A 24,056-nucleotide genomic window follows, 5' to 3' on the forward strand; every position below is an offset into this window, starting at 1 on the left:
TCATCATCATTGACGGATTTATTCCATCACAACTTCACGCATTTTACGTGAAACAAACAACAAGCTAACAGCAACAATCACACAGCAAACCGACAAAGCAATCGCAATCGCGTTGAGACTCACCAATTCACCTTTCAAGACCTGATTCATCATTTGCGTTTGCGCCATGATTGGAACCCATCCTAACCACGCCGGTTCTTTACCTGGATTGAGCAGAAAAAACATCGGCATAAAAGATACCACCAAGCTAAGCAACTGATTACGTACGTTAGCTTCTTTAAAGGTTTTACAAGTCAAGGATAAAGCGACCTGCAAAGCCGACAATGCTGCAGCGAGAGGAATCAGCACAACTAAGAAAGCCAATGCATCTTTCCAAGCAAACTGAAACTCGGCACGTAAAGCTTCATTGGCAATCAACGATTGTGCCGGAAAGAAACTGCTCACCGTCAAGATCACTATCAATACACTGACCGAAGCGACCGCTGCCGTCTTACCAATCGCCAACTGTAGTCCAGAAACCGGATTCATCATTAGCGGTTCTAAAGAGCCACGTTCACGTTCACCAGCAGTACTATCAATGGCGGCAAACATGCCACCCATCACGATTGCCATAATTAAAACCATAGGCAACATGCCGGTAATTGTCACGCGACGCTCATCTGGGCGACTGATATGGCGCTCTTTCACTTCCACCGCTTGCAATACCTCAGCCGAAACACCTCGCATCATCAAGGCCAAACCGGAACGTTCTTGCACATAACCATTGAGCAAAGTACGCAATGGTCGCAAACCCATTTCTGCTTGACGATTTGACGTGTCATAGGCGATTTCTAATTCCACCTTTTTCAGCTGCGCTAAATTTTCTTCAAAATTGTCTGCGACGATCAATACTGGCTTGGTCAATTCCTTATTACGCGACTTTTCTTCGTAATCTGCCGGTGCTTGCTTAATCTGATAACCTTGACGCAAGATGTAATTTTCCAAACTCGGTGCATCTTTCATATTGACTGCCAACACACTGCGATCCACCGCTTGTGACTCCACCTGCGACATTACCGTAGAAAATACAAACAACAACAACGGAACCAATAACAGTGAGCTAGCCAATACCATCATCAAGGTGCGACGATCACGCATGGCATCTGAAATCTCTTTAAAATAAATCGCTAATATCTCTCTCATACGAGACTCCCTTGATTCAATGTTGAAGTGTTGCTTGCGCTATTGCTAGAACTATTGTTTGAATGATTATTGTGAAGATTGACCTTATCCAAAAAAGCGAGCTTAACAAACGCATCTTCAAAATCAGGCTCCTTTGCCTGCTGCATTAATTCAGCCACTGTCCCCGACGCCACTGTTCTGCCTTGCGCTACGATCACAACCGTATCGCATAAACGCTCAACCTCTTGCATGATGTGCGTAGAGAACACGATGCATTTTCCGCCGCCTTCTGGACTTCTTAACCAACGCAAAAACTCCCGCAAAGCACGTGTTGCCACCACATCCAAACCATTAGTCGGCTCGTCCAAAATGATATTTTTAGGATCATGAATCAGCGCTCGAGCCAAAGCAATCTTCATTCTTTCACCTTGGCTAAATCCCTCAGTGCGGCGCTCTAACAAATTATGGATTTCTAACCAATGCGCTAGTTGATCAATACGGGAAGCAATCATTGCCTTGTCCATGCCGTGCAATTTGCCGTAGTACTGAATATTTTCACGAGCGGTCAAGCGCGGATACAAACCACGTGCGTCCGACAAAATTCCCAAACGTGCTTGCGATGCAGTTTGCCCTTCTTTGACTTGAACATCATCGATCTTGATAGCACCGCTATCCATTTTCAACATCGACGCTACCATCCGCAAACTGGTGGTTTTACCGGCACCATTGGCGCCCAACAAGCCAAGAATTTGACCATCTTGTGCAGTAAAGCTGACACCATTGACGGCCTTCACTTTTTCCGCAGTACGCTTGCCTATGCCAAATTTAGGCTTACCTAATTTGACAAATTCTTTATGCAAATCTTCGACAATAATCATCTTATTCTCCTGCTTTCTTGACTTCACCAGCGTTAGCATTATCTGCGCTCTGCACTGGTGCTAACCAAACTAGGGGGCGTGGGATTTGACGGACACAAGACGCATCAACTTTTAGTGCGTCCTCATCAGTTTTAGCACCAAGGAACTTATCGACAACGTCACGAACACAACCGTGCATTAACAAACCATGTCCAACATTCTCAACACTAATATGGCGCGCCTTACTTCCCAAGGCTTTAGTAACTTGATCACCATTGCGCGTCGGTGTAACTGGATCAATACCGCCACTTAATAACAAAACAGGCGACTTGGATGGTGGTGTGACAAAAAATTCTTTGGGGATACTTGCCCGTGGCCAGTTCGCACAAATCTTGTCATACATATTCCCCATCACCTTCGTGAACTCGTTCGCATCAGCATTAGTAGCGCGCGGCTTTGCATACGCTTCGCCACACCATACGGAATAATGCATGCCCATAGTCAGTCCGCCTGGCGCTGGCAGATTAAAGCTACCACTCATGGTTAATAGAGGATCTAATTTTCCTTGTTCCGCTTGGGTAAGCGCATACGGTAAAGCGGCGGTCATCGTCGGCGAATACAAGGACTTGAATACCATAGCGATGATGTCATCCGGTGCGATGACTGCGCTCAAGCTAGTGCCAAGGCGTGAATGCGTGAAAGTATAAGTACGCGGTGCAGCGCTCATCAATCGCTTCCATGTGCCAGCTAAATCGGGATATGCGGTGTTGCAACGGACATTTTTTAGACAATCCGCAAACACACCGTCCAGCGCAGGTTTGGCATCGCTTGCGAGTAAATCTAAATCGGGTGGCACCACACCATCAATCACCAAACGGCGCACAGCTTGTGGAAATTGACGCAAATACTCTAAGCCGACGCGGGTGCCATAAGATGCCCCAACCAGATTAATCGCGCTATAGTTTTGCGCTATACGTATCGCTTCGATATCTTGTACCGCGATACTGGTGCTAAAGAACTGCAAATCACCGTAAGGCAGTTTTTGCAGACTTTGCATACATGACTGGGTCAATTTGAATACCGCATCTTTGTCGAGAATTTTGGTATTGTTTTCCAACTCAGGACAGCGCAATGGCGCACTCTTACCGGTGCCGCGTTGATCGACAAAAACCAGATCGCGACGACGATTCAATTTACCTAAAACAGTTTCACCAAATCCAGCGGCTTCTACTGCACTTTGGCCTGGGCCACCAGCGAGTAAAAACACGGCATCAGGCAATTTATTTCTATCTTTAGATGGCAACACCACATAATGCACATCAATTTTTTTACCATCTGGTTTAGCCGGATCCAGTGGGCGTTGAATTTGAGCGCACTTTACCTCTTGTGGAAAACTGGCAATGCGACAAGGTTTGGTATCGGCTAACGCAATCGCTGGCAGACTAAGCGCAGCAAGGCCGAACAAACGAATTAGATTAGACCTATTCAAAATAACTCCTTTCATTGGGTTTTCTTCAAACAACAAATAACAGATCATTCATAACAATCTATGGCATTAGTGTGGCTTGCGGACAAAACGAAGTAAACCATGATGTGATGAAAACCCCTCACTCGCGACGAAACACGAATCGCCGCGGATGAAATTCGAATAAATTAGGGGCTTTTCTTAATCAGCGGTGAGGTTCAGCAATATTGCTTTCACGGGCGCTGGCAGAGCGAGTTGCTCTATATTGTCTAATGATGTCCAAGCAAATCCCCCATCACTTGCAAAAGGAATCTTGCTCGACAATTTGAAATGTATGGCATGAATTTGCAATTTAAAATGGGTAAAGCCATGCTCGAAAGGCGCTAACAGCGTGGCGGATCTCAATTCGCCAAAGTTACTCACGAAGCGCTGCGCTTCCGCACTATCAAGATACGATAATGCGTCATTAACAGGTTCAAGCGCTTCGGCATGCATCAAGGCCCCCTCACGCATACCATGTAGTTCGGGCAGGGAGACCAAGCCACCCCAAATGCCAGAAATGGGGCGCTGTTCCAACAAGATTGCACCATCATGCTCAAGCACGAGCATGATGCTGTGTTTTTCTTTCTGTTTAGTCTTCGGCTTACGTATCGGCAGTTCTGCGGTTCGTCCCTGCGCAAACGCGATGCACCTAGCCTGAAATGGGCAACGCTGGCAATCTGGCTTACCGCGACTACAGAGCGTCGCCCCGAGATCCATCAATCCTTGGGTATAGGCTGTGATATCTGACGCAGGCAGAAGCGCTTCTGCACGCAACCACAAATCATCTTCTACCGATTTAGTACCGGGACAAGCAGCTATACCAAACACGCGGGCAAACACGCGCTTCACGTTGCCGTCTAAAATCGCTGCGACCGTACCATAAGAAAAAGCAGCGACAGCGGCCGCAGTTGAGCGCCCTATGCCGGGTAGCTCTTGAAGTAACTTTGGATCACTGGGAAATCGTCCCTGATATCTCTCCACCACTTGCTTGGCACATTGATGCAGATTGCGGGCGCGGGTGTAATAACCTAAACCCGCCCACGACGCCATCACCTCTTCGACTGGTGCTGCTGCCAAATCTTCGACTGTAGGGAATTTTTCCAGAAAACGCTGATAATAAGGAATGACAGCGGTGACCTGTGTTTGCTGCAACATAATTTCAGACAGCCAGACTTTGTAGGCATCACCAGTTTGCTGCCACGGCAAACTATGGCGACCGTGCTGCTTCTGCCACGCAATTAATTCTGCGGAAAAACTGGGATCAAAATAAATCGAGTCGGCTGGTGCGCTACGCTGATTGCGCACTTCTAGGTTTTTTTTCATGAAGCTTGTTTAGGATAATGCTTGTTGATGAAACTGCGAGAATTCAAATCAGACATGAACAAGGTTTATGGCTTTGCAGGCGTCATCGTATTAAGGAGACGCTTACCCGCATACTTCATCACCAAACCTTTTGGCCCGACAGCCCAACCATGTAAAGCGTCGGCGAAACCGATCGCATTCAGAGGCGTCTCACCCAATACCTCCCAAGACTTTCCGCCATCACGAGTCACACCAGATCCGGCTAAACCGCCGACGACAAACGTTCTGGATTGACCTGGTATCGCGATCACTACCGATAAAAAACCTGAGGGTAAGGCGGGCGCTGCTGACCATGACAATCCACCATCCTGACTGACTACCGCATTAAGTCCTTCACCTTTGGCTTTTTGATAGTCGCCGCCGACTGCGAAACCAAATTGCGTATCTGCAAATGCCACCGAGAATAAACCTTTAGGTGGTGCTCCAGCGGCAATAGCAGTATCGGCAACACGCCAAGTCTTACCACGATCAGCAGAATGGAACACGCGTGTTTTCTCTGCACCACCCGTTGCAAACCAGACGTCTTGCGTTCCCACGACAGAAACACAAGTTCCGCTAGCAGCAAAAGCACCTTCATTCGGCAATGCGGCTAATTGATTCAAATCTTGTGCAGCGTTTTTCCAGCTTTTGCCACCGTCATTGGTAATTAAGACTTGAAATTGCCCGTTCACAGGATCGCCAAAAACAACACCATTTTGTGCATCCCAAAAATCAATCGCATCCCAAAATCCGCTCGCTTCACCGTTAACGATCATCAACTCCCAATGCGCGCCACCATCAGTGGTTTTATAGATCGTCGAAGCCTTACCTGGGCCAGCGCTCATAGCAATTGCGTTCTGTTTATCAATACCTTGAATATCACGAAAATCTAAGCTAATCGTTTCTGGCAATTTGGCGCTAATCGAGACGTTTTCCCAGTTTTCACCATCGACGGTACGGATCACCGTGCCTTTTGCGCCGCTGGCCCAAGCTACGTTGCGATTGAGTACCGACAAACCACGTAATTCGACCTTCACACCGCTGTCAATTGGTTTCCATGCGTCTTGCGCGCAAGCCATCACGGATACGCTGCTACACAATACAAATATCGACATGCTAGTCATTAGATTTTTGTGTGGCCATGCGGGTGTCATCTGTTTCATCACATTCTTCTTTCTTAAAAATAGAAAAACGCTGATAAGTTTTCTTACCAGCGTTTTGATTTACTAGGTCAATACCAAGCCAGGTCGCGTTAAACTGCGGTCACTTCCGAAGCCAATGCCTTCTGAATGTTATGACGCAAGTCTTCTAAGGTTTTCTTCTGCGCCTCGACCTCGGTCATCATCGCTTCAAAGGTCGAAATTTTTTCTTCTAAACTATCAGTCGCCACATGAATTCGCTGTATCGATTGCATGCGGTTTTTCAATTGATTTTTATGCTCACGGATCTGCGCTTCGATCGGTGCCATGACGACTTTTTGCCAGGCTTCGACATCACGATTCGCTTGCGAAAAACTTTGTTTCACCCTTGCTGAAATCGAGTCAAAAAACTTCTGCATCAACACTTTTTGCGACGTCGTCATCAAGGTAATAGCACTAAATTGTCGCAGAAAGACCGATTCAATCGCACTCACCTCTTGCATATATTTATCGAGCGAAAAAGGCATAGGTGCGGTCAAAGCCAAACCATGTTCGGTCGAAAATTTTCGATACATGATCGCCATCATTTCGGAAATTTCATCCGTCTTACGGTTCGACGCTTGCAAATTGGTTTTGATCTGCCCGAAAAAATCTTTGATGGCTTCTTTTAGGCCCATGGAGAATCTACTGGCCTCCATCGCTTCACGTGCGGTCTTAATTTCTGCCCTTAACATTTCCATTCCGAGCGTGGTATATACCTCGGTGGACAACCGGGTAAATACCGCACGTGTGCCCTGCATCTTCATCAGACTAGCGTCAAATTCTTGTTTTTCCAGTGTGACCCGCTTCATCATGTGTTCAACCACATTTTGATTTTTACCGCGTAAGCTTTTCAGTTCATGCAATTGCTCACCCACACCGCGACCGCGAGCAGTAATCACCGCATATTGTCCATCGGTGATTTCTTGAATGTCACTGGCTAATTGCGCGCGAATAATGCCTTTTTTGGAAGGAATTAGTTCTTTTGATAGAGCATATTCCAATTTCGGCAGGCGACTTTTAGCCAACAAAGGAGCGTCTTTATTGATCTTTGCAACCAAGCCCTTTTGCGCAGAAATTGGGAATATCTGTTTTTCTTCCAAACTCAAGGTATGGGCTACTGAGGACACCTGACTGCGAATCTGCGTTTCAATCTCTTCTGGCGTCCGCAGTTCATCCCACATGCTATCGATCTTATTTAACACTACCATACGCCCCGGACCGCTTCCGATGTGGTCACGCCACACTTCGATATCGCTCTTGGTAACGCCAGTATCCGCCGCCAAAATAAATAATACGGCATGAGCATTGGGAATCAAATTTAAGGTCAATTCGGGTTCAGTACCAATCGCATTCAGACCTGGTGTATCAACAATAATCAAACCTTGTTTTAACAAAGGATGAGGGAAATTAACAATAGCGTGGCGCCAAAGTGAAATTTCGACCAAGCCGTCTTCATCGACTTCCAAAGCCGAGTCAGGATCGGCTTCATCGTACAGGCCATAAGACTTCGCCACGTCTTTAGTGACTTTTTTAGTCAAACTGACTTGCTTAAAGGCTTCCAACATACCTTCACCAGACTTGGTATCTAATGGCAAGACGGTCCAAATATGCTGGTGACCTTTATATTCGGTAGTACTTAAAGTTTCGCTGCGCGTTTCAATGGGTAACAAACGTATGCAAGGCGGCATACTTTCGTCGTAGAGCAATTCGGTTGGACACATCGTGGTGCGTCCTGCAGACGATGGCAAAATTCTTTGTCCATAATCGGCGAAGAAAATCGCATTGATTAACTCTGATTTTCCGCGAGAGAATTCGGCGACAAAAGCAATGGTTAACTTATCGTCAATCAGACGCTCTTTTAGGCGCAAAACGCGTTGGTCGAGAATATTGTCAGCAAAATCCGAACCAGCAATCCAAGCCCGATATTTCTCGATGGCTTGCGCGACACCAGTTCGCCATTCACTGTACTCTTCAAAATTCTGAACCAAATTACTCATAGCATCCTCAAAATTATTCTTTTACTGCGAGTGAACTCGTGAGTTTCACAAGAAACACAACAATATGCCATTCTGGCTCATTTTTGACAATTTACACAATAAAAGCTGCTACGTTGACCTTGCATGATGTGTCTAATTGTCCCTTGACAAACACGGCAAGCTTCTCCTGCTCGGTCATAAACATAATAAGACTGTTGAAAATAGCCGGTTTTTCCATCTGCGCCGACAAAGTCTTTCAAGGTGCTTCCGCCCTTTGCAATAGCCTCGGTCAATACTTGCCGGATCGCCACCGTCAATGCCTGATAGCGTTTTAGACTGATGCGATTTGCTGCGATTTTTGGATTAATCCGCGCCCGAAACAGGCTTTCGGATGCATAAATATTGCCCACACCGACCACAATATCGCCTGCCAACAAGACTTGTTTAATAGCCATATGACGCTGACGACTCTCACGAAATAATAACTCTGGCGTAAATCGATCGGTCAGTGGCTCGACGCCTAAACGCCGCAATAACAGGTGTTCTTCCCAACCGCCATCGGCATTATCATGCCAAAGTAGCGCACCAAAACGGCGTGGATCGGTCAGACGTATCATTTGTTCGCCGAGCACAATATCGACATGATCATGTTTTTGGGCGGGTGTATTGACCGGCATGATGCGCAAGTTACCCGTCATACCGAGATGAATCAAGACACTGCCATTTTCAAAATGCAATAACAAATATTTACCACGGCGCCCGGTAGCAAGGATGGTCTTCCCAACGATCAATTGCTGTAAATGATCAGGAAATGGCCAACGCAAGCCATCACGTCGCAATACCACATTCGTCACACGCAGACCTTCGATATGGGGACTAAGGCCCAAACGGGTGACTTCAACTTCAGGTAATTCAGGCATAAAATTTTCTCATGAAGGCTTTTAACGCTTCTAATGCGCCCAAATAGGCACATCATAAGCACATCACATTAAATGTGATTTACAAGTTGACACAATAGGAACGGCTTTTCAGCGTAAAATCATTTGCAGGCATCCTGTGATATGCACCGACAGCTATTGTACTCAGACTTAGGCACCGCTTCACACCTCCTCTTTTTTATTATCTGAAACGCATGAAAATAAACTCTTCCCAATTACCTACTCTCAGCCAGATCATAAGCTCGCTCTTTATCCTTATAGCATCCAGCGAAAACGTCTTAGCTGCACCACAAAACCAAGACCAGCAAATCCCCTATGCCAAACCGGTCAAGAGTAGAAGTAATGTCAAACCCGCTGCTACAAGCCAGCACCATGCACAAGAAGATGTTAGTTCGCAGGAGACTGCTGGTCAGTCAGCAACCGGACTCAGCAAAGACATCCTCTACAAATTAACCGCATCAGATATCGCTCTACAGCGTGGTGAATGGCAAGCACCATTTGTCACCATTATGAGTCTAGCGCAGCAGACGCGCGACCCAAGACTAGCGAAGCGCGCGGTCGAGATTGCTATGTCTGCGCAACAAATTGACGAATCCATGGCGGCCGTACGACTTTGGCGCGAACTTGATGCTAACTCGCAAGAGGCGGATCAAACGTATTTGAGTTTGATGGTCATTAAAAATGATTATCCCGCGCTGGAAAAGTTTTTCCTTGGACTCCTGAAGACAAGCAGCACTGAAAGCCGGAGCGATATCATTTATCAAGCACAACGCAGCTTGAGTCGCACACGTGAACAAAAAACGGCATTACTGAGTTTAGAAAAAATTCTGGCGGATGATGCGACCACCATGCCTGGTCATATCGCCTTATCTCGTGCTGCCTACCGTAGTGGTGATATCGAACGTGCGCAACAAGAAGCAAAAGCGGCACTAGCACTTGATCCAAGCTCGGAACTTGGCATCCTGACGCTCGCCCATGCGACTGAAAAGACAGCTGCTTTTGCACTGATCGCCAATTTTTTAAAACAATATCCGCGCGCCAAAGAGGTCCGCTTAGCCTATGCAACAATGCTGGTAGAAAGTAAGCAGCTGGAACTGGCAAAAAACGAATTCCTCGGCTTTCTGCAAGCGCCCGATCAAAGCAGCTTATCGCGAAATCAAATTCTCTACACCTTAGGAAGCATAGAGATGGAGATGGGTCAATTAGATGTCGCTGAAAATTATTTTAAAGAATTAATCAGCAGACTCAGTAGCGAAGACGATGCCAGCTCCGCCTATATCAGCATGGCACAAATTGCCCTGCAAAGAAAAGATAAACAAACTGCCGATCTTTGGCTCAGTAAAGTCCCTTTTGACGATGGCAAAAACCCAGCCTGGTTCAATATTCAGATGCGCCGCGCATTACTACTAGCGAGCGATAAAAAGTTTCTTGAAGCCCGTCAATTCTTACAAACTGTCACAGCGAGCAAAGATATCGAACAAGCTCAATTATTACAAACTGAAGCGCAGATCATGCGCGATGCTGGACAAACGACCGAAGCCTTCGTGTTATTACAAATGGCTTTGGGTGAGTTCCCACAGAGTACTGATCTAATTTACGACTATGCCATGTTGGCCGAGTCCTTGAAATTTTATCCAGAAATGGAAATGGCGCTCAAACAATTGATACAAATCGCACCGAACAATGCCTTTGCCTACAACGCCTTGGGTTACTCCTATGCAGATAGAAACCTGCAATTAGATGAAGCGCTAACATTGATAGAAGCAGCAAACCAGTTGAGCCCCAATGACCCTTACATTTTGGATAGTCTAGGTTGGGTGAAATATCGTTTAAAACAATATCCAGATGCAGAGCAATTTTTACGCCGATCACTAAGTATGCGACAGGATGCTGATGTCTCTGTGCATCTGGCCGAGGTTTTATGGGCACAAAGCAAAAAAGACGAAGCAATGCAATTATTCACCGCGGCACATAAAAAAGATCCGCAAAATAGTTTATTAAAAGATACTTTGCAAAGACTAGAATTGACACTGCCATAATGTCATTTATTTACCAACAACAACCAACATAACATATGCATAAACCCAAGCTGCAATCAGATGGTTTTCTGCCACGCGCTATTGCTGTTAGATTTTTTTTAGTCGGTCTATTGAGTATCAGCTTAGGCGCTTGTAGTACGACGCAGGTGCTAAGCAGTAGTCAAGCAAATCAAACTCGATCCTTGCAAGAGCAAGTGCAATTAGTCGGCAGAATTTCAATTCAATACCAGCAAAATGACCAAGCCCAAACTGCCAGTGCTGGTTTTGAGTGGCAGCAAGCACCACAAGACTTACACATCAGCCTGAGCTCACCACTAGGTCAAACCATCGCCACCATACATGAAAATGCACACGGAGCAAGGCTAGAACAAGCCAAACAAGAAGCACGCACAGCCAGCAACATTGAACAATTGTTAGCCGACAGTCTAGGTTGGTCGATTCCCATCGCTGGCTTGAAGGGTTGGCTACAAGGTTTTGATATACAGGCCAATGGTAAAGCGATCGCAATACCAGTTAAAGACTATGTCGCCCTACAGTCGCAAGGTTGGCAACTACAATTCGTCAGCTGGCAAGCAGATACCGGCGTGATACACCCTAAACGTATCGACCTGCAACGACATACGGAAGAGCTGGGAGAAGTTAAAATTCGCATTGTCGTCGATGAATGGAAATAAGATATTCGTATGCATAGCGCTATTACAACCACTGCTGCCCAAACTAAGCTCTTAAATTGCCCCGCCCCCGCTAAGCTCAATCTTTTTTTACATATTACAGGTCGTCGTGAGGATGGCTATCACTTGCTGCAAAGTGTATTTCAATTAATTGATCGATGTGACACTCTAGATTTTGAAATACGTGATGATGGCATCATCAAACGCGAGAACGAAGTTGCAGGCGTGCCCGAAGAATCCGATTTAGTAATCAGAGCCGCACGTCTATTGCAAAGACATGCGGAGCTTAAGCTAGGCGTTAACATCCGCTTACACAAACGTCTACCCATGGGTGGTGGAGTTGGCGGCGGCTCGTCTGATGCCGCAACTACCTTAATGGCACTAAATCATTTGTGGCAATGCAACCTAGATAAAAACGACTTAATGCAACTGGGTTTACAACTTGGCGCAGATGTTCCGTTTTTTATTTTTGGGCAGAATGCCTTTGTTGAAGGCATAGGCGAGCAAATGGAAGCCGTTACCACACCAAATCAATGGTTTGTCGTGATAGAACCCGGTGTGCATGTGCCAACACCGACAATATTTTCAGCCAAAGAGTTGACAAGAAACACGAAGCCCGTCAAAATAACGGACTTTTCCAATGCAGCGAAAGTTGAATGGAAAAATGACTTACAAGCTGTTGCTTGCGCTTTACACCCTACAATTGCCGATGCCATCAACTGGCTGAAACAATATGAAATTAATCAGGGTGATGCCAAGATGACGGGATCAGGTTCTTGTGTTTTTTGCGCTTTTCCAAATGAAGACGCCGCAACAAAAATATTACAACAAGTACCTCATCACTGGACATCATGGATTGCTAAAGCCTTACAACAGCATCCTATAAATTTATCAAATGAATTTTTAGGGTAATTCAAAAAAATTTGGTTGATTGCTGATTTCAAGATAAAATAGTGGCTTCGCTGATTATCAAACGAATTTCGAAAACGAAGTAAGCAATTGATAAACGGTTGTGTAGGGGAATCGCCAAGCTGGTTAAGGCACCGGATTTTGATTCCGGCATGCGAAGGTTCGAATCCTTCTTCCCCTGCCATAAGATACGAACCGGATACAAGCCGCCGCATACAAAATGATGCGGCGGCTTTTCGGTTTTTTGCGGCAGTATTTTCAGTAATCATTACAACAAGAAATTAAAACGTGATACTGGGTATTGTTCTCTTGAAGCGGCTTTTTTATTCCCTTAGGTGATCTCATGGCACACGCTCTCGACAACATGATGGTCTTTACTGGTAATGCCAATCCTGCTTTAGCGGCAGGCGTTGCAAAGCAACTCGGCATTCGTCTCGGTAAGGCTGACGTCTCCAAGTTTTCTGACGGCGAGGTGATGGTCGAAATCAATGAAAACGTTCGTGGTAAAGACGTATTTGTATTGCAATCGACTTGCGCACCAACCAATGACAATTTGATGGAAATCATGTTGATGGTTGATGCCTTAAAGCGCGCTTCAGCTGGTCGTATCACAGCCGCCATTCCTTACTTTGGTTATGCGCGTCAAGATCGCCGTCCACGCTCTGCGCGCGTTGCGATTTCAGCCAAAGTCGTCGCGAATATGTTGGAAGAAGCTGGCGTTGGTCGCGTCCTGATTATGGATCTGCATGCGGATCAAATCCAAGGTTTCTTTGATATTCCAGTCGACAATATTTACGCATCCCCAATATTGCTGGGTGATTTGGTTGCAAAAAATTACGAAGATTTATTAGTTGTCTCACCTGACGTTGGTGGCGTAGTTCGTGCCCGTGCTTTGGCAAAACGTTTAGGCTGCGATTTGGCGATTATTGATAAGCGCCGTCCAAAAGCCAACGTGTCTGAAGTGATGAATATCATTGGTGAAGTTGAAGGCCGTAACTGCGTGATCATGGATGACATGGTTGATACCGCTGGCACGCTAACCAAGGCAGCTGAAGTATTAAAAGAGCGCGGTGCGAAGAAAGTTTTAGCGTATTGTACACATGCAGTTTTGTCTGGCCCAGCGATTGATCGTATCAATAATTCTCCTCTCGATGAATTAGTAGTGACCGATACTATTCCTTTGTCAGAAGCAGCGCAGGCTTGCTCTAAGATTCGCCAGTTGTCTTGTGATAGTTTGCTGGCAGAGACGTTCCGCCGTATTACCAAAGGCGAATCCGTTATTTCTTTGTTCTCTGATTAATTAGTCGAGAAGAATATTTAGTTTTTCGGCTGGTATATATTAAATATGCATCAGCTTTTTTCACTTTCCTGGTCGCGGGAAAGTCAACGCAGACTAGCTCATGAAAATCATGAATAGCTTGCTTATTTTGGAGTATTAAAATGAAAGTAGTCGCATTTGCACGTAAAGAACAGGGCACCGGAGCGAGCCGCCGCCTGCGTAATGCTGGTCAAACACCTGGCATCATCTACGGTGGTACTGAGCCAGCAGTGAGCATCTCATTGGATCACAATGCGTTGTTCCATGCATTGAAAAAAGAAGTGTTCCACTCTTCCATTCTCGACATGGATGTAGATGGCAAAGTTGAAAAAGTATTGTTGCGCGATTTCCAGATGCACGCGTTTAAACAATTAGTATTGCACGCTGATTTCCAGCGCGTTGATGCAAACAAAAAGATCCACGTTAAAGTGCCTTTGCATTTCGTGAACGCTGACGTTTCTCCAGCAGTAAAATTGTCTGCTGCAGTCATCAGCCATGTTGCTGTTGAATTGGACGTAGAATGCTTGCCAGCAGACTTGCCAGAATTCATCGAAGTTGACTTGTCTAAAGTTGAAGCTGGTCAATCCGTACACGTATCTAGCTTGACATTGCCAAAAGGCGTGACAGCTGTAGTACACGGTGATGACGCAACAGTTGCTATCGCTGTTAAACCAGCTGGCGCAACTTCTGCAGAAGCTGACGCAAAATAATTTAGAAGAGTTTTCTCTTTTAGATCGAAAGCCACCCTCGCAGGTGGCTTTTTTTATGCCTCGTTTTATGTCTCGTTTTATACCTCGTCTATCTCCCAATTATCATTTTCTTATATCGAACTAACGACAAAATCCTCAAGCAAGTCTCGACATATGTCGCCGAGTTAGCGACAATCAGTTTTCCACAAGGAAAATCGTTTTGCCGTTTGGTTTTCCATAGTACGACCTCCATCGCCTAAGGAATTTGCTGTGCCATCATTCAAACAATTTCGCCTCACCCTATTGGCAACGATCTTTGCCACCGCACAAATTGCTTTCATCCATCCCAGTCACGCTCAGGGTACCGGAGCACAGATTCAGTATGACACTAGCTACGATATCCTCAGCCCAGTCAAAGCAAAGAATGGCATCGTCTCCAGCGAACAAGGATTAGCCAGTCAGGTCGGTTTAGACGTATTAAAACGTGGTGGAAATGCTGTTGATGCTGCGGTGGCAGTGGGTTTTGCTTTGGCGGTCGTATTGCCACATGCAGGAAATATTGGTGGCGGCGGCTTCATGTTAATTCACGATGCCAAAAGTGGTAAGGACATTGCCTTAGATTTCCGGGAACTGGCACCATCTTTAGCACATCGCGACATGTTTCTCGACTCCAGTGGCAAAATTACTCCAGGAAGTTCAACCTCGACACATTTAGCGGTCGGTGTTCCAGGTACCGTTGCTGGCTTAGACTTAGCCTTGCGTAAATATGGCACGATGTCATTAAAAGAGCTGATCGCACCTTCGATCAAACTAGCTGACCAAGGCTTTGAAGTCACACCAAATCTAGCGCAGTTACTAGAAGCAAGCCGCAATCAACTCGGCAAATGGCCATCCAGCCGCGCTATTTTCTTCAATGGAGAACGTCCACTTCGAGCTGGTGAACAGCTGGTGCAAAAAGACTTGGCAAAGTCCTTACGCTTAATTGCACACCAAGGCCCCAAAGCATTCTACGAAGGCGAAATCGCCAAAAAAATCGTAGCCGAAATGAAAAATCATGGAGGTCTAATCACCGCCGACGACATGAAAAACTATCTTGCCGTTGAACGTCAAGCTGTGACTGGCACTTATCGCGGCTACCAAGTAGTCTCGATGCCGCCGCCAAGTTCTGGTGGTGTCCATATTATTCAAATGCTCAATATGCTGGAAGGCTACCCGCTCAGTAAGCAAGGACTCAACAGCGCCCAAACGATACATACCATGACAGAAGTCATGAAACTCGCCTACGCCGACCGCGCCGAATATCTTGGTGATCCAGATTTCATTAACGTGCCAGTGACCGGCTTAACTTCCAAAAGATATGCGGATGAATTGGTCAAAAAAATCAATCTTGAGCAAGCCACACCATCAGCGCAAATCAAACCAGGCAAACCTTTGCCTTACGAGAGCGATCAGACCACCCATTATTCCGTGGCAGATAAATTTGGCAACGTGGTGGCAACGACTTACACACTCAATCTGTTGTTTGGGAGCGGTATTGTGGCGACTGGTACGGGGATTACGCTCAACAATGAAATGGACGATTTTTCAGTCAAAGCTGGCGTACCAAATGCCTTCGGCTTGGTTGGCGGTGACGCAAATTCGGTAGCAGCAAAGAAACGCCCGCTTAGCTCAATGACACCGACGATGGTGCTAAAAGATGGCAAGCCCTTCTTAGTCACGGGCAGTCCAGGAGGAAGTCGCATCATCACGACAACCTTGCAAATTATTGTCAATGTAATCGACCATCAACTTAATCCAGCAGAGGCCACGATCGCGCCACGGTTTCATCACCAATGGGAACCGGATATGACGCGTTTAGAACGTGGATTTAACGCCGACACATTAGACATTCTCAAATCAAAAGGACATAAGTTTTCAACTGGCAGCTCAATGGGAAGAACGCAAACGATCAAAGTGACGACGGAAGGTTTTGAAGCCTTTGCCGATCCCCGCAATCCTGATGGGCGTGCGCTAGGATATTGACTCCACCTTCAACAAATCAGACCTCAGCTTCAGATCTAGCTGAGGTTTTTTCAAGATAAAGTCAGTAATTGCCCACATTTTATGCAATTGCGCCATAAACTTAATCCATATCAAATTTCCCTTTGTTGCTTGATCTAAAATAAGTTTTTAGTGAACAATAACAGGAGTCCGCGTGGCAATTGAACTTTTCAATAATGGCAAACATAGTTGCATCATGTTCAATGATCTGGTCACCGGTTCCGCCGAAGATGCGGTGCAGGCTAATCAATTTTTGATCGTCTCTCATGGTCAAGGCGCCTTAATCGATCCCTCCGGCAATATTACTTATAACGCGCTAACACTAGCGATGCAAAAGTATATGCCGAAAAAAAATCTAGAATTTCTTTTCGCATCACATCAAGATCCCGATATTATCGGTGCACTTGATAAGTGGCTGTACAGCACCGAATGTCATCTCTACGTATCGCAATTGTGGGCGCGTTTTGTGCCGCACTTCTGCAATCTAAATCGCGCTGATGGTCGTATCATAGGTATTCCCGATGAGGGCATGCCTATACCGATGATGGGTTCGACACTATATGCTGTACCTGCTCACTTTCTGCATGCCGAAGGAAATTTCCAATTCTATGACAGTACCTCAAAGATTCTGTTTTCGGGTGACATGGGTGCTTCACTGGTGGAAGCAAAAAGCATTAGTAAGCCGATTTCTACCAAAACAGAGTTTTATGATCAGCTCCACACCATGAGCGGTTTTCATAAACGCTATATGGTTTCCAATAAAGTCTGCCGCTTCTGGGTCAATATGGTGCGGCAAATGGATATCGCCATGTTGGTACCGCAACACGGTCGTTATTTGACTGGCGAAGCCATTCCTGCTTTTTTAGATTGGATAGAAAATCTGCAATGCGGGATTGATTTATTCACTCAGGAACATTATCGCTTTCGCGCCTTAGCTGGCTAAAATTGCGTTGACACCAAAGACACCATGACAATGGCATCTTTATTGCCAACTAGTTTATCGGCAGAAACCAGACAATGCCCGCAACAAGCCACGTCCGATTAAATAGCTATAGACCATAAAGCAATCTTCATCGGCGTGAATCTGCGCGCCGAATTTCATGCGAGAATATCCCCGCGCCGTTACCTGTTTTTCAAACTTAAAGACATCCCCTGCTTAAGTCGGTCTCCTCATATTAGAGCCCATTTTTCTCAATGGCGATCAAACCAGAAAGATGGGCTGCCTAAATCAAAGGTTTAAAACTGACTCGATTTCGTCAATAAAGCATCGCTCGCGAAAAAGTCTTTAAGAAGGCCTTAGCAAGACTCTACGCTGTCTATCCGCCCGATATTTTTCGGCGAATTCAGCCCTAGCGCATCTCGAAAAACTAATTGTGGAGAAAATATGAATATCGTGAGACTGATTAGCAATTCAACTTCATTGCACCACACTTTTCCATTCATGAATTAGGACGTGCTTGGCGGCGACAAACGAAACCTCTACACTGCCACCTTATGAATAAAATTCTAAAGCCAAAATTATCGCTAGGCTGGCGCCTATTTTTTGCTGTCCTATTATCGATGATCAGCATCGTGACGGTTGCGCTATTTTTGATGCGCGAAAAAGTAAGCAGTAGCTTCGCCGACTACGCCCTGAAAATTGAACTAGACCGCTTGCAAGAAGTCAGTACAGAAATTGAAATGCAGTATGCGCAGCAACAGAACTGGTCATTCTTGCCCGATGATCCGCAACAAAAACAAGTGTGGATCACGCAAGAATTACTGCGGTTGTATCAAAATAAAAATCAAGTTGCAGTGCCATCAACAGCGAAGTCGGCGAGACCAAAGCCACTACCAGTAGCAAAACCAGCCAAGCCCGCAGCGCCCGAAAAACCGCAGCCGCCATCTGCTGCTGAACCAGCAGAGCCTGGCGATCACATCATACTGCCACCGCCACCACCATTGCCACCTCCCCCGCCAGATTTCGTTGCGGTAAACAGCCCTATTGAATTACAAAGTGAGGACCAAATACCTAGCCTAATCAGTCGTATCACCCTACTTGATCAAGAACATCGCTATCTGGCTGGGCGTCCCATCAATCAAAACTTAGGTGGTTCACGTCCTCTGTACTTTGACAAACAGATCATCGCCTACTTATTCGTGCATCAATCCAAACTGCCTAGCGATGCGATGTCTAAAGATTTTTTACAAGAACAAGCCGACACCATTGCAATCATCATTGCCCTTAGCATAGGATTAAGTGGCATAGCAGCACTCCTATTGGCCTTGCATTTTCGCCGCCCTATTCGTCGCTTAGTCAATGGTGCGCGGTCTTTGTCTGAAGGGCATTTTAATACCCGTCTCAACAGTCAGCGTAGCGATGAGCTTGGTGAACTGGCGCATAGTTTCAATCAGCTTGCTGAAAAATTAGAGTTGGCAGAACAAAGTCGTCGCCAATGGGTCGCGGATACGTCTCACGAACTGCGTACGCCGATCTCGGTATTACGTGCGCAATTGGAAGCCTTACAAGATGGCATACGTCTGGCAACCCCAGACAATATCGCTTTGATGCTACGTCAGGTTTTATCGCTCAATAAGCTGATCGATGAATTATACGAACTCGCCAAATCGGATATTGGGACACTGCAATATCAGATGCACGAAACAGATTTGTGGCAACTGATTGCCGAAGAAACTGACAACTTTAAAGAAAAGATACAGCACGCTGATTTACAGTTAATGTTAGGTACCAAGCCCGCACGAAGCTTGATTGAAGCTGATAGCGAACGTCTGCGGCAAGTCATCCATAATTTATTGGAAAATGCCGTCCGTTATACCCATGCCGGCGGGACGATCAACATTAGTGCTAGTTGCACAGCAGATCAGCTACACATTCAACTAGAAGATAGTGCACCAGCGGTTCCGCCCAACGCTATCACCCGCTTAGGTGAACGTTTCTATCGGGTCGAAGGTTCACGTAATCGTGCCCACGGCGGTTCTGGATTGGGTTTGGCTTTATGCCGCCGCATTCTGGATGCGCATCATGCCACCATAGAATTTTCACATTCCTCCTTAGGTGGCCTTTGCGTTTCCATGCATTTTCCGCTGTCTGAAAATAAGTTGTAGCCCTCTTTTCAACCACCTGTTAATGGTAACAAGCCGCAGCAAGGCACCTCAACAAGAACACGCACTATGACTATACAAAACGAAATTTTGATTGTGGAAGATGAAGCAGATTTAGCGGCGTTGATTGCTGACTATGCACAAGCTTCCGGCTTTCAAAGCGAGATCATTGCCAATGGAGCGCAAGCATTAGCGCGACTACGCGTGCGGGTACCGCAATTGATCGTGCTCGACTTAATGCTACCGGGTTTAGATGGATTACAGCTATGCCGCGAAGTGCGGCAATTTTCACAAGTGCCGATCATCATGGTCACAGCCAAAGTTGAAGAAATTGATCGTCTCTTAGGTTTAGAAATTGGTGCGGATGACTATCTATGCAAACCCTTTAGTCCGCGTGAATTAATGGCACGCATCAAGGTCATTTTGCGTCGCAGTGAAACCAATCTGTATGAAGCAAAATCAGCACCAAACAAAGCCCCTGCGATCTGTATCAATGACAAGGCGTGTAACATTCTGCTGAACCAGAAAACCATGGACTTAACCCGAACGGAATTCCTGTTGTTCAAACACTTTCTACAACATCCTGGTCAAGTTTTTTCGCGGGCCCAATTACTTGACTACGCAAGTCAAGACAGCCTAGATGTGACGGACAGAGCCATCGATAGCCACATCAAAAATCTGAGGAAAAAGATCGCGCTGATTATTCCTGACAGCAACCCTATCCATGCAATCTACGGCCTTGGCTATCGTTTTGACGGCTTTGATGGACCTGAGGACAATGAAGGTAAGTAGCTGCCCACAATTTCTCCATAATTCATCGCCATGATGTCTCCATTGGCAGCATTGATACTGCCAATAAATATTCAGCGGATTCATTCCAATGAATTCGAATTGGCTAATCAATAGGAGATCGCATGAAACCCTTAATCACTATTATTTTATTTGCTGCACTAGGCGCCACTGGTTTGAGTATGGCGCAAAGTAAAGTACAAATAATTACAAAAGACCACAAACGTACTGTCGTGACCATCACTTGTGATGGAGATGATGCATCCAAAGATAAATGTAGAAAATTTGCACCACCGCCACCACCTCCAGCACCACCGCCACCACCGTTACCCAATTTGCCAGAGCCACCAGAGCCTCCGGAACCACCAGAACTACCAGAGCCACCAGAACCACCGGTGATCAGCATTCCAGATGAAGTGCATCAGGCTTGCAAAGGCAAATCCGAAGGTAGTAAGACTAGCTGGAATATAGATAAGTTTGAACACTATGCTGGTGTATGCATCAAGCGCAATGGCAAGATGGAACTCGATGTGCAGAGAATTACGATCAACAAGTAAAATATTTGTTATGACATACTACTGAAACTTGTCACCTTAGGCAACGACGTAACAAGTTTCAGTGATTGCGTTTAGCCCCCCCTCAAAAACGCAAGGCAGGCTTCCTTGAATTTTTCTTTATTCACGAAAACTCTAAAATTTTGTTTTCGAAAACTCAGCCCAAATTGTTACGCTATTTTGTGGCACTACCGTTACTTATGACAAAGGTCAAATTCATCTCAAGACGTGATGATTTGATTTTTTCCAACACCTCGGTGCGGATGTATTGCAGAGCGTGATTTGATCTACGTCAAATTGCTTGCATTCACTTCCAAGATGTACCGTCACCCCGAAATAGTCGCATACGCCGCAAGCCACATCCAGCTTAGCTTTTTCCAGCCCGACCATGTCAACTAGTTCGTTTAGCCTATATCCAAACGCAACTAGCGGATTGACCTCGTTGATCAGTTGTCTAGACTAAGCCCTATACTTTTCTATAGGACTAGCATGATGACTTCACTATCTTTAAAAACAGCACCAGCGACAATACCTTTGAAACAGATGACACTAGCGGTTGGTCTGGCTTGTTGTTGCGCAATGATTCCTTGTGCTTCAAAAGCACAAGCACAAACAACAATTGGTGACCTCGCAAATTCGGCAACACCTTCACTGACTAAACCCGCCCAAGTCGTGGTCATCAGCGGTGCCCGTTATGAACAATTTGTCGAAAATCTGCCGATGGCTATCGATGTGATTGACCAAAAGGAAATCGAACGTTTGGGTATTACCGACATACGTGATCTGGCAAAAAATCTTGCTAACGTCGACGTCAAACGTGCACCAGCACGCTTTACGGTAACAGGTGTCGGTAATTCTACTGGGCGCGATGGCAATGCCGGATTTTCGATACGCGGTCAGGACGGCAATCGCGTGCTGATGTTGATCGACGGTATGCGTTTGCCACGTAGCTATATCAATGGCAGCAATGCTTTTGGGCGAGATTCGATTGCGGTGAATTTAATCCGACAAGTCGAAATTGTACGTGGCCCGGCATCGGTCTTGTATGGCTCAGATGGGCTGGCAGGTTTGGTTAATTTTATGACTGTAGAGCCACAAGATTTTCTGCAAGTGAAGAATGCTGCAAGCAAAGATCTTGGCGGTAAATTATTCGCCAATTGGAGTGGTGACGATCATAGTCGCAGCCTTGGCGCTAGCTTAGCAGGTCGTGCCAATACGCAATGGAGTTGGCTGATAAGTGCGAATGTGAGTAAGGCAAAAGGCTTGGGTAATATGGGGACCAACGATGTCCCGAATATCGACAGAACCACGCCCAATCCTCAGGAGGATCAAACGCAATCGGTCTTGGCAAAACTTGTCTATCAACCGAGCGCCAATCAAAAGCACAGCTTAAGCATAGAGCATGTCGATAAAACCTCGGACTTTGAATTGTTATCGAGTCGTGCCAAATTGCCGATGACGACGGCATCTGCGGTGAAAGGCGAGAACGTGCATAAAGAGTCAACACGAGATCGCCTCACCTTGATTGATCGCTATGACATCAAGAACGACTGGATCGATCATTTGCAAAGCAATCTCAGTTACCAAGACAGCAGTGCACAAGATGATGGCGTGACTCATCGAAATACCTTGGCCGATCGCGTACGTAAAGTGTCGTATGCAGAGCAAGCCTGGCAGTTTAGTCTGTTAGCCGATAAATTATTTAAATCCTCGCCAAATTTTGCGCAGCGCTTGAGTTATGGTTTTGATTATTCGCGGATAGACGTGAGTAATTTTTTTGATGGGATTGATCCCGGCAATACCGATTTTATGCCGCGTAAATATTTTCCAGATACACGCGATTCCAGTCGTGCGGTCTTCTTGCAAGATGAAATTTTTGCTGGTTCTTGGATTATTACACCCGGTCTGCGCTACGACCATTTTAATTTAGATGTCAAGACCCAAGACGGTTTTGCGCCACCAGCTAAAACACCCGCTAAGTCTTTATCCGGTTCCGCAGTCGTTCCGAAATTAGGCATGTTGTACAAAGTCAATGCCGACTGGAATGTGTATGCCAGTTTTGCCGGTGGATTCCGTGCGCCGAATGCACAGCAAATTAACGGTGTGTTCGATAGTTCGACGGTACCCGCCGTGTTGTTGGCGAATCCAGATTTAAAGCCGGAGAAAAGTCAGAACTTAGAAATCGGTGTGCGCGCTCTGTTTGAGAAATTCAATCTTGATGTCGCACTGTTTAGCGGCCGTTATCAAGATTTGATTTACGATAAAAAACCTTTGGGTGGCAAAGGCATCGCAGGTGATCCGGCGATTTTTCAAACTGTGAATGTGGATAAAGCGAAAATTGAAGGTTTCGAAATTCGTGGACAGGTGCAATGGACAGAAATCGCAGGCGGTAAATTGAGCTCACCATTTGCTTATGGTAGAACCCGAGGCACTGATGAGGTTGCACATACACCGTTGAGCTCGATCAATCCCAGCAAGTTGTACGCGGGCTTACGTTATACCAATGACAGTTGGGACTGGCAATTGAATGCCCGTCACCAAGCAGGCAAAGAAGAAGCGGATTTGAGTAGTCCGTATTTGCCAAAGCCCGCTGTGCCACCACGTGTGCGCCAATTCTTGGTGTCAAGTGTAACGACCTTGGATATGCAGGTTCAATGGATAATGCAGAAAAACTGGCGGGTTAATTTAGGTGTCGACAATATCACTAATAAAAAATATTGGAACTGGAGCGATGTTCAAGGCTTAGCGGCGACATCTGTCGTGGTCGATGCTTACACGCAACCGGGGCGTTACTATCATGCTTCTTTAGTGATGGGGTTTTAGATCGCTGCTTTGATTGTGGATGACGCATATTGCGAATAAAGGTGAAAATTGTAGGGCGGGTGAAACCCGCGCCGCCAGCAAGCCAAGCACCTGAGCAGCGCGGTTTCACCCACCCTACAAAATCGCACAAACCAATGTGTAGTTTAGCAATCAGATACGTC

18 protein-coding genes and 1 tRNA gene are annotated in these 24,056 nt (G+C 46.0%); 12 read left to right on the forward strand and 7 right to left on the reverse strand.

Translation table 11 applies throughout. The features are described from left to right. Window positions 1-18 precede the first annotated feature (18 nt). The 7 genes from H8K52_RS17760 to mutM form a co-directional block, all read right to left on the reverse strand. Window positions 19-1,182 (reverse strand): ABC transporter permease, encoded by a 1,164-nt coding sequence (locus H8K52_RS17760; RefSeq protein WP_186924255.1) that lies wholly within the window; start codon window positions 1,180-1,182, stop codon window positions 19-21. Continuing rightward, entirely contained in the window at window positions 1,179-2,039 is an 861-nt protein-coding gene (locus tag H8K52_RS17765; RefSeq protein WP_186924256.1) for an ABC transporter ATP-binding protein, read from the reverse strand. The genes H8K52_RS17760 and H8K52_RS17765 overlap by 4 nt, the downstream gene beginning before the upstream one ends. 1 nt (window position 2,040) lies before the next feature. Next, the gene (locus H8K52_RS17770) at window positions 2,041-3,507 is read right to left on the reverse strand and encodes an alpha/beta hydrolase (RefSeq protein WP_186924257.1); all 1,467 of its coding nucleotides are present in this window, start codon (window positions 3,505-3,507) and stop codon (window positions 2,041-2,043) included. A 177-nt stretch (window positions 3,508-3,684) separates the two neighbouring features. Beyond that, window positions 3,685-4,848: an A/G-specific adenine glycosylase gene (mutY, locus tag H8K52_RS17775; RefSeq protein ID WP_186924258.1), complete on the reverse strand. Its 1,164-nt coding sequence runs from the start codon at window positions 4,846-4,848 to the stop codon at window positions 3,685-3,687. Between the two features lie 65 nt (window positions 4,849-4,913). Beyond that, entirely contained in the window at window positions 4,914-6,029 is a 1,116-nt protein-coding gene (locus H8K52_RS17780) for a WD40/YVTN/BNR-like repeat-containing protein (RefSeq protein WP_186924259.1), read from the reverse strand. An 89-nt stretch (window positions 6,030-6,118) separates the two neighbouring features. Next, window positions 6,119-8,044: a dynamin family protein gene (locus H8K52_RS17785; protein WP_186924260.1), complete on the reverse strand. Its 1,926-nt coding sequence runs from the start codon at window positions 8,042-8,044 to the stop codon at window positions 6,119-6,121. 77 nt (window positions 8,045-8,121) lie between these two features. After that, a complete protein-coding gene (mutM, locus tag H8K52_RS17790) occupies window positions 8,122-8,943 on the reverse strand; it encodes a bifunctional DNA-formamidopyrimidine glycosylase/DNA-(apurinic or apyrimidinic site) lyase (RefSeq protein WP_186924261.1) in 822 nt (273 codons plus the stop codon). Window positions 8,944-9,155: 212 nt separating this feature from the next. Here mutM and H8K52_RS17795 point away from each other — a divergent pair, with 212 nt between their 5' ends. The 12 genes from H8K52_RS17795 to H8K52_RS17850 all read left to right on the forward strand — a co-directional run bounded on the left by H8K52_RS17795 (window position 9,156) and on the right by H8K52_RS17850 (window position 23,895). Then, the gene (locus H8K52_RS17795) at window positions 9,156-11,000 is read left to right on the forward strand and encodes a tetratricopeptide repeat protein (RefSeq protein WP_186924262.1); all 1,845 of its coding nucleotides are present in this window, start codon (window positions 9,156-9,158) and stop codon (window positions 10,998-11,000) included. Window positions 11,001-11,035: 35 nt separating this feature from the next. Then, the gene (gene lolB, locus H8K52_RS17800; protein WP_186924263.1) at window positions 11,036-11,674 is read left to right on the forward strand and encodes a lipoprotein insertase outer membrane protein LolB; all 639 of its coding nucleotides are present in this window, start codon (window positions 11,036-11,038) and stop codon (window positions 11,672-11,674) included. A 9-nt stretch (window positions 11,675-11,683) separates the two neighbouring features. Further along, window positions 11,684-12,583 carry a 4-(cytidine 5'-diphospho)-2-C-methyl-D-erythritol kinase gene (gene ispE / locus H8K52_RS17805; protein ID WP_186924264.1) on the forward strand — a complete coding sequence of 300 codons (900 nt, stop codon included), beginning with the start codon at window positions 11,684-11,686 and terminating at the stop codon, window positions 12,581-12,583. 104 nt (window positions 12,584-12,687) lie between these two features. Further along, window positions 12,688-12,764: transfer RNA gene (locus H8K52_RS17810), tRNA-Gln, on the forward strand. Between the two features lie 159 nt (window positions 12,765-12,923). Continuing rightward, window positions 12,924-13,880, forward strand: coding sequence for a ribose-phosphate pyrophosphokinase (locus H8K52_RS17815; protein ID WP_186924265.1), 957 nt, complete (start codon window positions 12,924-12,926; stop codon window positions 13,878-13,880). Window positions 13,881-14,020: 140 nt separating this feature from the next. Then, on the forward strand, window positions 14,021-14,608 hold the full coding sequence (locus H8K52_RS17820; RefSeq protein WP_186924266.1) for a 50S ribosomal protein L25/general stress protein Ctc: 588 nt from the start codon (window positions 14,021-14,023) through the stop codon (window positions 14,606-14,608). A 309-nt stretch (window positions 14,609-14,917) separates the two neighbouring features. After that, complete coding sequence (gene ggt, locus H8K52_RS17825) at window positions 14,918-16,609, forward strand: gamma-glutamyltransferase (RefSeq protein ID WP_343044239.1); 1,692 nt, start codon at window positions 14,918-14,920, stop codon at window positions 16,607-16,609. Window positions 16,610-16,781: 172 nt separating this feature from the next. Continuing rightward, window positions 16,782-17,570: an oxygen-binding di-iron domain-containing protein gene (locus tag H8K52_RS17830; protein WP_186924268.1), complete on the forward strand. Its 789-nt coding sequence runs from the start codon at window positions 16,782-16,784 to the stop codon at window positions 17,568-17,570. 551 nt (window positions 17,571-18,121) lie between these two features. After that, window positions 18,122-19,732 (forward strand): ATP-binding protein, encoded by a 1,611-nt coding sequence (locus H8K52_RS17835; RefSeq protein WP_186924269.1) that lies wholly within the window; start codon window positions 18,122-18,124, stop codon window positions 19,730-19,732. A gap of 66 nt (window positions 19,733-19,798) precedes the next feature. Continuing rightward, window positions 19,799-20,521, forward strand: coding sequence for a response regulator (locus H8K52_RS17840; protein WP_186924270.1), 723 nt, complete (start codon window positions 19,799-19,801; stop codon window positions 20,519-20,521). A 122-nt stretch (window positions 20,522-20,643) separates the two neighbouring features. Next, window positions 20,644-21,075 (forward strand): hypothetical protein, encoded by a 432-nt coding sequence (locus H8K52_RS17845; protein WP_186924271.1) that lies wholly within the window; start codon window positions 20,644-20,646, stop codon window positions 21,073-21,075. A gap of 489 nt (window positions 21,076-21,564) precedes the next feature. Further along, entirely contained in the window at window positions 21,565-23,895 is a 2,331-nt protein-coding gene (locus H8K52_RS17850; protein WP_186924272.1) for a TonB-dependent hemoglobin/transferrin/lactoferrin family receptor, read from the forward strand. The last annotated feature ends 161 nt before the right edge of the window (window positions 23,896-24,056 follow it).

The organism is Affinundibacterium seohonense (assembly GCF_014284305.1).
GTDB lineage: Bacteria > Pseudomonadota > Gammaproteobacteria > Burkholderiales > Burkholderiaceae_D > Undibacterium > Undibacterium seohonense.